This window comes from Alphaproteobacteria bacterium (assembly GCA_037200005.1).
Taxonomy (GTDB): Bacteria; Pseudomonadota; Alphaproteobacteria; order UBA9219; family RFNS01; genus JBBCGY01.
The window spans coordinates 1,702,034-1,713,866 of sequence record JBBCGY010000001.1 but is presented as its reverse complement, the minus strand read 5'-3'; the positions used below and the strand labels follow the sequence as shown (position 1 = coordinate 1,713,866).

The 11,833-nt window shown below is 46.6% G+C and carries 10 protein-coding genes; 6 read left to right on the top strand and 4 right to left on the bottom strand.

Annotated elements, in window-relative coordinates:
- Positions 1 to 108 precede the first annotated feature (108 nt).
- Positions 109 to 1,836, top strand: a complete 1,728-nt coding sequence (locus tag WDO70_08980; protein MEJ0063317.1) for a DUF927 domain-containing protein — start codon at positions 109 to 111, stop codon at positions 1,834 to 1,836.
- A gap of 41 nt (positions 1,837 to 1,877) precedes the next feature.
- On the opposite strand, the gene WDO70_08975 is transcribed toward WDO70_08980, so the two are convergent.
- Together WDO70_08975 and WDO70_08970 are read right to left on the bottom strand one after the other, a co-directional pair.
- A complete protein-coding gene (locus WDO70_08975; protein MEJ0063316.1) occupies positions 1,878 to 3,881 on the bottom strand; it encodes an ATP-binding protein in 2,004 nt (667 codons plus the stop codon).
- Positions 3,882 to 3,950: 69 nt separating this feature from the next.
- Positions 3,951 to 6,656: an ATP-binding domain-containing protein gene (locus WDO70_08970; GenBank protein ID MEJ0063315.1), complete on the bottom strand. Its 2,706-nt coding sequence runs from the start codon at positions 6,654 to 6,656 to the stop codon at positions 3,951 to 3,953.
- A 218-nt stretch (positions 6,657 to 6,874) separates the two neighbouring features.
- Between WDO70_08970 and WDO70_08965 the strand changes: the two genes are divergently transcribed.
- Both WDO70_08965 and WDO70_08960 read left to right on the top strand, forming a co-directional pair.
- Entirely contained in the window at positions 6,875 to 7,723 is an 849-nt protein-coding gene (locus WDO70_08965) for a type IV toxin-antitoxin system AbiEi family antitoxin domain-containing protein (protein MEJ0063314.1), read from the top strand.
- On the top strand, positions 7,716 to 8,630 hold the full coding sequence (locus WDO70_08960; protein ID MEJ0063313.1) for a nucleotidyl transferase AbiEii/AbiGii toxin family protein: 915 nt from the start codon (positions 7,716 to 7,718) through the stop codon (positions 8,628 to 8,630). The genes WDO70_08965 and WDO70_08960 overlap by 8 nt, the downstream gene beginning before the upstream one ends.
- A 163-nt stretch (positions 8,631 to 8,793) precedes the next feature.
- Here WDO70_08960 and WDO70_08955 read toward each other — a convergent pair whose 3' ends face one another.
- Together WDO70_08955 and WDO70_08950 are read right to left on the bottom strand one after the other, a co-directional pair.
- Positions 8,794 to 9,807 (bottom strand): L-histidine N(alpha)-methyltransferase, encoded by a 1,014-nt coding sequence (locus WDO70_08955; GenBank protein ID MEJ0063312.1) that lies wholly within the window; start codon positions 9,805 to 9,807, stop codon positions 8,794 to 8,796.
- Entirely contained in the window at positions 9,791 to 10,471 is a 681-nt protein-coding gene (locus WDO70_08950; GenBank protein MEJ0063311.1) for a helix-turn-helix transcriptional regulator, read from the bottom strand. Before WDO70_08950 ends, WDO70_08955 begins: the two co-directional genes overlap by 17 nt.
- 217 nt (positions 10,472 to 10,688) lie before the next feature.
- Here WDO70_08950 and WDO70_08945 point away from each other — a divergent pair, with 217 nt between their 5' ends.
- The 3 genes from WDO70_08945 (at position 10,689) to WDO70_08935 (ending at position 11,812) form a co-directional block, all read left to right on the top strand.
- On the top strand, positions 10,689 to 10,862 hold the full coding sequence (locus WDO70_08945) for a hypothetical protein (GenBank protein ID MEJ0063310.1): 174 nt from the start codon (positions 10,689 to 10,691) through the stop codon (positions 10,860 to 10,862).
- Positions 10,863 to 10,870: 8 nt separating this feature from the next.
- A complete protein-coding gene (locus WDO70_08940) occupies positions 10,871 to 11,056 on the top strand; it encodes a hypothetical protein (protein MEJ0063309.1) in 186 nt (61 codons plus the stop codon).
- A 102-nt stretch (positions 11,057 to 11,158) separates the two neighbouring features.
- Complete coding sequence (locus WDO70_08935; protein ID MEJ0063308.1) at positions 11,159 to 11,812, top strand: 2OG-Fe(II) oxygenase; 654 nt, start codon at positions 11,159 to 11,161, stop codon at positions 11,810 to 11,812.
- Positions 11,813 to 11,833 lie beyond the last annotated feature (21 nt).

The following is an 11,833-nucleotide window of genomic DNA, read 5'->3' as shown; positions in this document are numbered from 1 at the left end:
GCAGTCAACGAAACGGTGGGTTTGGTGGGGAGGGGGGGGGAGGGAACGGTTCCCATCACCCCCCCCTCTTCCCCACTCGTGAATCAACATATGCATAAGGAGTTCAAGATGCAGACCAAGATAACAATTGCTAGCATGAATGCCAAAGAGAAACTGTGCATTTCTGGGGTGGGTTGCGACATAACGGATTCTAACAGGTTGTATTACAAGATGGAGTATGCGGGTCGCGAAGCAATTGTAGCGCGCGATAAATTTGAAGAAAGAGGAAAGCCTCTAAAAGACCAATTTTCGCGTGAGCTTCAATATCCGATGTTGCGTCGATCATCGGAAGAGGCAGTATTATCTATGGTTGAAAAGTATGAATTTAAGCATGGCATCTCAGATGAACGTGACTTCACGGTTGCCAGCGGCTTCGGATGGCAGAAGGATAAAGTTTATATAACGCAGCGCTCGTCCTTTATGGCAACTAACGATCATATTGTTGTGAGCAGAGAAACCGATTCCGAATTGGAAAGAAAATGGGCGGTAAGGGGAACGCTAGAGGAGTGGCAGAAACATATTGCCAAACCGTGCGGAGAACATGTTCACCTTGCCTTTGATATTATGTGCGCCTTTGTGCCACCCCTCTTGCGCCCATTGAGAGAAGGGGGTTTTTGCTTTAACACGCCGGGTGCAGCTGGGAGCGGAAAAACAACAAAGTCACTGATCGCTGGCTCCGTATGGGGCTCTACGGGGGATGATAGAGGCTTCCTTGAGAAGTGGCGGACAACAGATAACGCGATTGAGGATATCGCGTGCCAGCATAATGACATATTGGCCTGCATGGATGATATAAGTTGTCTTCCTGGTTCGCCGCAACAGAAGGCCACGACTATGGTTGACTCCATATTCTGCTACACAGGTGGTCGTGGAAAAAATAGAAAAAATGGCGGCACTCCAGTCGAATGGAATGGGGTGATGTTAAGCAGCAGCAACAAATCCGGTTTTGATCTGTTGAATGAGGCGGGGAGGATATGGTCTGACGAACATATGGATCGTTTCCTCGAAATCCCAATTGGCAATAAGGGGGACAATGGAAGGGAGAGTGTTCTCGATTTCCTGCCGGATGGGTACAGTTCGCATAAGCACTATATCGATGGCTATCTCCATAAGAAAGTGAGGCGTTATTATGGCACCGCTATTGACGTATTCATGGAGAGATTCTGTGAAGAATGTAAAGACAAACAGAAAAGATCGCAGCGTCTAAAATGGCTCCGCAAGAGAGTGAGCTATTTTATAAAATGGTGCGAAAAGAATAGGCAAGGGGGACGCGGCCGACCGGAGCGCCGATTTGCGCTTGTCTATGCCGCTGGTATGCTTGCCAAAAAATATGGTGTCTTGCCTTGGTCAAGGAAGAGAATCTTTAAGGTTGTTGTGGCCTGTTATACGCTTCACTTCAACTTTGTAAGACAGCATAGACCTGTTCGGCCAGAGGTCGCTGTGGCGGAATATATACGTCAAAATAAGAAGCGGTTTATTAAATTGCCGGATGATATGCAGGACATGAGTGATGAGGAATTAAATGATTGTCCTGGTTTCCGTTTCGAGAAGCAGGGTCAGAAATGTTTCTGGATACCAGAAAAGGTATTCATCCGGGGCTTTATGGGGAAATACGAGGCTAACCTTCTATGGGATTCTCTCGGTAAGAGTTTGGTAACCGAGCGCAATGGGAAAACCAAGGACGGCACCCCTAAAATACGTCGCCTGCTGAACAGAAAGGTTCGTACGAACCAAAAGACTGATCCGGGCTACGCGATTAAGGCATCCATTCTTTCGGATGTTCCGCTACAATCTTAGCCATTGCATGAAGACAGGAGAGGCCGCCCATTGGGCGGCCTCTAATTCTTATGAAGTCCAAGCTTGTCAAAAAGAATGCGGTTGCGTCGTTTAGAGTCTTGGATAAGTTTGTCATAGGACATAATCTCTATGTATCCATTGCCATTGGGCAACGTATAGAAATATCCTTCTCCATCTACCGTCTCATGATAGCGCATTTTGACGTGGCGTCTAAGGGAAGGTGTAAGATCGGCAATAAGATATCCTAAATACCTCAGGCCTTGGCTATTAATTGGACGCCCATCTATGGACGTAACATTGCCTTGGCTAATTTCGACAAATCTCTGAATAATTTGGTCTGCAGGGTCTTTGTTATAATCATCTCTGCCCGGGCGTTTAAATTCGATTATGACAACGCCCCCACCTGCCAAGTCCCCCGGTTCGGCAACACCGATGGGAGTATCATAGAAAAAGCTGAGAATATCTGGCTCTTTGCCTGAAGTAGATTCTAAACCTGCTATGCTATTAAGCTTTTTATCTGAAGTGATGAGCGTATGAAAGCACAACCGTTCATCAATAACCCACAAATTCTGTTGATCAAGGAAAATGTCTTTAGATGTTTGGCCCATAGGAAAAATCATATTATGAAGGACTTTCTCCAACGGATAGGAGGTATCTTGTTGTACTCGTTTTAAGCTGACCTCGATCAGATCGAGTATTATTCGGCGATGAGCAACATAGTCAGCAAGTTTTGATTTGCCTACGTCGTTCATCGTTTCAATTATTTTTTTAAGACGTTCTTGATATTGCTCAAACGAACCCTTTTCGATAAGAGCAACAATATTCTTTTCTTCTTTGCGCGCGCCATCTTCAATATCACGCCTTATGTGGAGCAAGACTTCATCTAATTTATCTTCGCTAAGGCCAGGGGCAATCTTTTCTTCTAAAATAAGCCTATATTTTTCATGCATGAGCATTCTATATTCGGGGGCCTTTTCAACCAATCTTTCAATTTGGGCTATTTTCTCTTCATTTGTAGTTTTAAGATCGACCGCGAGGACGGAGCGAAGGTTGGAAGCAATAGCTTTATTGAGAGACTGGCGTGGCAGCAGCGCTGTATCTATTGCCAACTCGTCATCATCTTCCATAAAGGCAACGCGGGTTCGTTCCTGATTGGCGTGATCGTCTAGATACTCACCTGTTATCAACGCAATTAATGTATATGTTTCTTGTGATTCATTCACAAATTTATCAGGGAGTTCGGGCAATAAATCCTTCAATTTAGCCTTAATCACTTCGCGTCCGTTGGCACAGAGAATATAGTCATGGCGCGAACGACCATCTCGATGACGGAATGCTTGTAATGAGAAAATATGCCCATCTATCTCGAATGACTTTTCTTGGATGTGCGGATGCATAGTGGTTTGAAAGAAGTCAATTAAATTGATGGGTGGTGTTCCTTGAGTTTCCAAGTGAATAGATGGACAAGTGCGTCCTGCAAAATGAATCAAGAAATGGGTAATTATTCTTTCAGCAATAGTTTCTATATCTCTGGGCCAGGCTGATCGATATTTCTGATCAATCGTCCTCATAGTAATGTTGGTTCCAACCGGATTGTTGGTAGGAGCAAGGTTTTCTGCACCGTCAACTTCGTTATCAACAGAGAAATTAAAACTTCTAGCGTATCTTTTTTCTTCGCGTTCAAACACGCTGCGAACCTGAACAGACGAGAATATCTTTAGAAATGTGAATCTTCCAACTCCTTTTCCGCCCGCGGTCACTTTGGCAAGAGTGTATGCCTCTTCAAAGGAGGCCAAACGGCGATCATCAAACCCAATCCCATTATCAGATATTTCAAATCCATCAACCACGAGGGCTGTGTCCCCGGATTGACGGACTAAGTCCTGCGCTTCGATTAAGCGAATGCGAATGCTGCCTTCCGAGGTCTTAATTCCCCGCTCTCCAATAGCATCAATGGCGTTGGATATCGCCTCGAATAAAGGCAACATCCCGCGGGAAGCACTTAATTCGAGTCGACCTACTAATCCTCTAAGGTTAGTCTTCATGCGGCGGGGTGACCTTTATATGTATTATGTATGGTATTGCTTGCTTAGATTAGCATGACTGAGCTGAAGCTATTTGTTATACCTTTCCCAATTAGGAACGAATTTATTTCGTAGTTTTTCTAAGCTTTCTGGCAAAGCTCCTTCACATGTAAGGCCTAAATATGTGGCGGCTCTTGTTGCCCCGACATATAAATATTTGCTGAAAAGTTCTGGCTGCATAACAGCAAGGCGATCAATCGCAATATAAAATGCTGCTTCAAACTCCAGTCCTTTAATATGTTGAATATTAAATACGCGGATGTCGCTATCCTGTCCTACGACTCTTCCATCTTTGCACCCAAAAACCTGGATGTTATATTCAGCTAAAGCTATAAGCAGTGGCTGGACTAATAATTCAATCTCATCTTCGGAGTTTACAAAGATGGCTGTCGAGGGCATTTGGCCAACACTGCCTTCAATTTCGTGGATGCGCTGCGCCAGCCATTTTGCTAATGCTACATTATCGTTTGTATATTCTATCAATGCAGGCTCTACCCCGTTGTTATCAACATCTTCAGCAAGTGTAACCTTATTTTGAGGCCCGTCGGTAGCGTGGATGATCGCCCTTGCTAAATCATTTAATTGGGCACTTTGTCGATATGAAATAGTAACTTCCTGAATTTCAACATTAGGGAGCGCCCATTCTAAATCATCAGGAGATTGTGTGCCCCATATGGTTAAGCGTTGATTGAAATCTCCGCACGCAAAAAAGGAACGGATTTGTGGATTGGTCATCGCTGTCATGCAGGCCAATTGTATGGGGGAGAAGTCGGTAGCTTCATCAACCATGATCTGATTCTTGTATAAGTCCAAGACTGGTTTCAGGCATGACCAGATGGGAGACCCAATATCCTGAACGACGTTAGTTGCATATAAAAGCGCATGTGATGTTCGCAAAAGAGACAGCAGTATTATATCAATTTCAAGCGAGTGAATTTCTCTTGACGAGGAAGGGTTTTTATTAACATACCAACTATTCTCCTCTAAGCGCGTTCGCCTGAATGCGCGGTAACGCTTGGGCATGCTATTCATGTAAAGTTTAATAGGGCTTGTGAATGCTCTTATATGGCTTTGAAGAACAAGGCTCTCGCCGATCTCTATTTGGTCCTGCTCTGTAGGTAAGCGTTGGTCCAGCCATTCTATAATTTTTCCATTGCGGGATTTTTTGTTTAATGTTTTTCCAAGGGACTTTGCATATGCATGGGTACGTATTGCCTGTCTATAAGCGCGCACAGCCTTATCTTTATCTATTATAGAGCCTGACCAAAATTCGATCTCCTCATCCGCTTCTAATGCTTCCAGATCGTCTTCTTCGTCGACTTGTTCTTTTATATCTCTGAGATATTGTGTTAGAGCGTTCAAAAATTCTTTATCGGTGTTAAGTTGAAGTTGGATTATTTGATCGATTTTTGTGTCTATTGGTTTCTTCAAGGTGCTATTAATATTCAAGGCATTGGCAGCTGCTTTGGCAAGTGCCTGGAGAACGGAGGCTAAGTTGTCGACGCCGACACGCTCAAGAATGGTATGTATATTATGTCCCAATTTGTTTATTTGAGCGATTTTCCCTTCTTTGAGAAACATTGCTGATGTTCGAAGTTCTTTGAAAAAGACTGCTTGTTGCCAGTTATCGAAATCTTCATACCAAGAAATCGAATTGTGAATAGCTGCAGTTGATATCGATTCGTCGATATCTTTCATAACAAAATTTCCGTTTCCGGATGCGCTCTTTAAAATATTGAAAACCCTTCTAGCTAAATCTCGCTGATAATCCTGCCATGTTCTAACGCGCCGATCTGAAGCTGCTATGTTTTCACGAGCAAAAGCTTCTTTTAGGTACTGCCTTAATAATTCGGTTGGCGTGAACATTAGCCAGCTATTATTATGAACCTCTGTTTGTAGAAGGCTGCTTGCTTTGACTATATTTCTTTCATCCTCTTCGAGATATGAGGTATCTGATTTCTGGCCTAGACGACGAATTAAAGTCGTGGTTTTCCCAGTTCCCGGAGGGCCCATTAAGAACAGCTGCTTGTTTAAGGGCATGCGGAAAATTTTGTCTTGATATTGGTCTAATATGGGTTGATCTCTAAGGCCCATTTTCGAAATAATACTGCGGCGAATACCTTCAATAAGAATTGCTTCGCTTTTTGCTTCGGCTTGTATCTGTCCTAAGATGTCCTCGATTTTTTCTTGCTCTTGCAATCCATGTAAGAGGGCTTGGAGGGATGCAATGGTTATTGCACGACGGCGTGTCTTGGCATTAATTTCAGCATATGCATCCCACGCGTTAGAATACTTTGGTTTCAGCTTAGCTTGTTCTACGATTTCTACTGTTACATCGTCTTTGATTGTAAGTTCGCTGCCAACGGGGAGGGCGGCGAGACGACCGATGAATGAATTGTAGCTGGCTAGAACTATCCCATTTATGGGAATGGGGGCACCTCGGCATATATAGTAGAGCCGCCTTTTTTTATTTTCATCTATGACTTCAACCCTAGCTATAGCCGGTTCTATTGATAATTCTTGGTAACTTTGCCGACTTGCTTGGCCGATTTGGTCTAAATTTCTTACAGCGGAAGGAGAAGTTAGGGTATTGATGGTCGCCATCGAGGTTGGCCCGGGCGGTTGAAAATCGGCAAGCTTTTTATGAGCCGCTAATGCAATTTTCTCCAATTGTTGGAGTGTATCGTGCGCAAACTTTTTATATGCCTCGTTAGCAAGAGAGGTTTCTTTGCTCATATTGCTCCCCTTATGTGGAATGCTACCCTGAATAGCAGCATCTGAAAAAATTCCCCAATTGGTCAAGCTTTATTTGGTTTAATAAACGTGTGATTTGCGGCGATTTTCGCCGCAAATTTAGATATTGATAAACCAATTCCCGTGTGTTAGTTTATTGATACTGCATTTTGCGGCGATTTTCGCCGCAAATATAGCATTTTATAAACTTGGTGGTGCGCATGAAAAAGGCACAAAAACACCTTCACGAGCTTGTCCCTTATGGGCTGGTCGTCACGCGCTCTTGGTTGATGGATAAAGGGGGCGTTGAACGCCATACGCTTGATAATTGGATCAAGAGCGAGCAATTGGTTTCTGTTACCTCTGAAGTCCGTGGAGTATTCAAGCTGCCGGAGACGACGCGACTTACATGGGAAGGCGTTGTTTGTTCGTTACAAAGAATGCATGAAGTTGTGATGCCGGGAGGGTTGACGGCTCTAACTCTTCAAGGCCACGCGCATTATCTATCTCCTTTGGCGCATAAAACTGTGCACCTTTATAGCCAAGAAAAGATGCCGGAATGGATAAACAAGTTTCCGTTGCAAACAACCTATATCCACCACAAGAATCTTCCATTGAAAGCCTTGCGTTCGACCGGTCTCAAGAATCATGTTTATTCCACAAAGCACGGCCAGTCCTATGAAGATACAATACCCTGGGCATGGCGCTTGGATGAATGGCCTCTCACGATATCAGGGCCGGAACGCGCAATGTTTGAAGTGCTTATGGATGTCCCGGAAAACACTTCTCTCGAACATGCCAATCAGCTAATGCAAGGTCTGCCTATGCTGTCACCCATCAAGCTAAACAGGCTGCTTTCGCGCTGTGAAAATGTTAAAGTAAAACGCCTGTTTCTTTGGCTTGCCGAAAAAAATCAATTGCCCTGGCTAAAGAAAATCGATCTCGATAAATTCAGCATGGAAAGCGGCGCACTAGGATCGGGCAAACGCGAGCTTGTAAAAGGCGGCAAGCTTGATCCCAAATATCTGATAACAGTGCCGAAGGAAATGGCCGGGAATACACATGGATAGGAACAGCCTCTATTACCGGCAGGTGCGGCTGCTCGTGCGGCTCTTTCCCATAATTGGGCAAGAAAGCTGCTTTGCCTTGAAGGGCGGAACGGCGATCAATTTGTTTGTTCGCGATCTTCCTCGGCTTTCGGTCGATATCGACCTCGTTTATCTCCCGCTTGATGACCGCGAGACGGCGCTTCGGAATGCGCGCAGCGCCTTATCCCGGATAGCCGCCAATATTAAAAAGGAATTGCCGGATAGCGAGGTGCTAACCACGCATGAAGCATCCGATGCATTGCGGCTCTTCGTCACGCAAGGGGATGCCCGCATCAAAATCGAACTGTCGCCAGTGTTGCGCGGAAGTGTGTTTCCTCCTATCGCCATGGACGTCAGGCCGATTGTGGAAGAGGAATTCGGCTATGGCGAGATGCTGGTTCTCTCCTTGCCTGATTTGTACGCTGGTAAGCTTTGCGCGGCGTTGGATCGCCAGCATCCGCGGGATTTGTTCGATGTTAAACTGCTCATGGAAAACGAGGGCATCGACGACGACTTACGCAAGACCTTCCTCGTCTACCTTATCAGTCATCACAGGCCTATCGCCGAATTGATCGCCCCGACGCGGAAAGACATACGCAATATCTTCGAGGGCGAATTCGCTAGAATGACCACGATACCGGTCACGGTGGCCGACCTGGAGGAAACGCGCGAGAAGTTCATCAAAACTCTTCGCGCTTCCTTGACCAAACAGGAGAAAGCTTTCCTGCTGTCCTTCAAGTCGCGCGAGCCGGATTGGCCGCTTCTCGGCTTGCAAGATGTTGAGAATTTGCCCGCGGTTCGCTGGAAGCTGCTCAATCTTCAGAAGATGTCAGAGCAAAAACATCAAGACGCTTATGTAAATTTGGAGAAGGAATTGTTGGGACGTTAAGCCTACGACGTTGAACTATCATCGCTCGGTTGCGTCTCACGTATTATTGACAAACCCTTTTGCGTCTCACATTTATCAATATATGAGACGCAACCCAAGCTGCTGCGAACCGTTTCCATAAAATGTTACTGGCTATCCCTATTCAATAAAGAGTGGCGGACATTTATCCCACCGCCAATTTAGGCAGGCTGGTCGTCGCGGCGGGCCGGTGGAGAACCCCGAGCCGCAGAGTGCTGTCGTTCCTGAAGAATTGTAGGACTTCAAGCCCTGCAAGCTTCGCTGCTTTGGCGATGTTGCCTTCCGACGGCTTGTAGGAATTCAGGCCGTGAAATTCTTCGCCAGCTTTCAAAGAAAAATGCTCGCCGCCGAGAGTGAAATCCATATCTCTGCGCACTTGCCATAGATGAGCGATCTGACCCCCTTGCGCGTTCCAGAAAGGCCTGTAGGAGAAGTTCTCCGCGTCGAATCCTTGATGGGGTAATTCGCGGGCGATGCGATGCAAGGCGTTCGTGCAAAACTCCACGCTTCCCTCGCTTGCATAAGCTTTAAGGAGAGATGCTGGGTCACGATTGGCATCGAATGAAAGGATAAGATAATTGTCGTCATGAGGGGCGAGGCCATGCAGCATTCCGGCTAGCTTCGTGACCGGGAATTGCGCATCAAGGCCATGCACGATATTGCCAACTGTCGAGCCGCCGAAATATGTAACGGCTGGCTCTGATGAATTCTGATCCCCCTGCAGAGCATTGGCGACTTCCGGCCTGGCCGAAACGCCGGGAATAGCCTGCTTGACCAGTTCGCAGGCTGCTTGGGCGAAGCTCGGTTCGACATCCACGGCGGTATAAAGACTCGGCTGCAGTGCCTTGACCAGAGAAACCGTCTTTCTGATAACGGACTCATCCGCGCCGGGGCCGATATCCCGTAGCGTGAGATGCGGCGGGATAGCTTTGCTTAGGCTGCTCAGGCTCTCGGCCAGAAGCCGGTTGTCATCGCGCGAGATATAGTAAGCCGGTTCCTCCTCCGCAAGACTTTTCCATAACTTCGCGCCTGTCTTGCTGGGATTGCCGTTGCGTCCGCCATGATCGGCATAGAGATGCGCGCCCATATGCGCGTCCCGGCGCCGGGCAAATAAGTCCTGCGCGTCGCGCAATAGCTCAAGATCAACTGGATTTAACATTACCCTTGCGCGGCATGACTTTCGCCGTCTCCCACATTTTCATGAACTGTTGCCGGTATGCGTCGGCGGCGATTGTCGAGTTGATAAGAAAAATGGTCGGTGACGGATCGCCCTCGAAAACGATGATCGCCAGATAATCCCCGAAAACATAAAAGGGAACTGACTTGAAGTCCTTCTGCGATTGCCAGCGATATTTCGTGTAGGACTCGGTTCCCGTCTGACGGGTTCCTTCCTCGCACAGACACGAGAACTCCACGTCCTGGCGCTGATCGACAAGCTGGGTCATGCGCGTGAAATGTGATTCCGCCGCTTCGCCCATAACCTCATTCCATTGCTCTTCATCGACGCCGGTCACGCATACACGCCCACCGTTTTCCGAGAGATAGCGGTATACCAAATCCAGGAATTTCAGTAGGCCGTCCCGTCCATGCAGCTTGTCCATGCCTTCCGGTTTTTGCCGGACACCGTTATGGTCGGTGAATTCGATACCAATGGCGGCAAAGGCGCTTGTGATGTCGGCAATCGTCCCTTCGCGCGGTTGGACGGTTCCCGCCTCGATTTTCATGATGGCGTCACGCGACAGCCCCGCCCGTTCGGCAAGTGCGGCAGCCGTCCAGCCTGCGAGAGCGCGAGCGGCGGTGAGCTGTTTTCCTGAGATGGACATGGCTAAAAGCGTTTCCTACCTAAATCCGATAACAAGCTATCTTTAAGTGTTAAGAGTAGATAATACAACGTCAAACATTACTTTCAAGTATAAAAATACTCGACAAATTGTAGTGTTATGTGTATAAATTGCCCTTGGAAGCACGGAGCTTGGCATTTTCAGGCGGAAAACCGGCTTCCAGGACATATTGACCGATATATTGCGAAAGAGATTTCCGATGCCCAATGCATTCAGCCAATTCCTGGCTCGCCATAGCGAACCCGCCATCACTGCAATTATCGAGAATTGGGAGCGCCGTGAAGGCATCCACCCGGCTATCGAAGCTTCCCTGGAAGAGCGTTGGAATGCGTTGATGCAGGCCTCCGGCTCACTACTGCCTGTGGCGGCATAGGGGGCAGCATGAAGGATAGACTGACGTATAACGATCTCGTCGCGCGTTACGGCAAGGACATGGCCTATGGGTTGCTGCTGACGATTGAGAAGATGTCCAAGATCAAGAACGACATCGCGACACTCGACGAAGACGCGCGGCTTGAGCAGGCTCTTCATGCTTTGAACGACACCAATATCTCGACGCAACATTAACGCCTTAAATAGAATGGACTAAATGTATTAAATAGTCTTTTGAGAGACAGCATTGTGGATAGGGCTAGGGTTCGCTAAATTCCGCTTGGAAGGAGAAATAAAATGACTTTCAGATATTATGATCGCGACGTTACATCTCTTTTGCCACAAGATTGGCAGGAGGAGCTTATCAAATATACCGAAGCCAATGCGTTAAACTATCGCATCTCGCCAACATCAGTTACGTCGCGCGAAATTGATCCCAATCAGCCTCTAAATATTTACGTGGTGACTGGTGAGAAAATTAAAACAGGGGTTCCGTGGCTATATAAACTGTATGAGAATGAGTTGCTGGATATTGTCCAGAAGTGGCATCAAGCAGAGTCAGTGTTTTGTGATCCCATTCCAACTTCTGCGGTTAACATCAACATGCAAAAAGGCAAGAACATGCGTTATGAAGCCCATGTTGACACTGGGCTTGCGGGGCTTCTTTATGTAACCGGGCATCCGCCAGGAAGTGGGGGCGAACTTGTTGTCGCCAATAATTCTGCAGCGGTAGGTACAGAGGCAATAGATTCTGACTGTGTGAAAATCTATCCGAAGGTAGGAAATTTTGTATTCTTTGATGCAAGAGAGCACCCGCATTACGTAACGTCATTGAACAAAGATGCTGATTGCCGCATTGCTGTTATTTTTAATTATTACTCTCCTTCATGTAAACGTCCTACGGGTTTAGACCAGCATCTTTATGGAACAGTTGATCCTAATCCAAAATAATAGTCGCCGAATTTTTGCGAA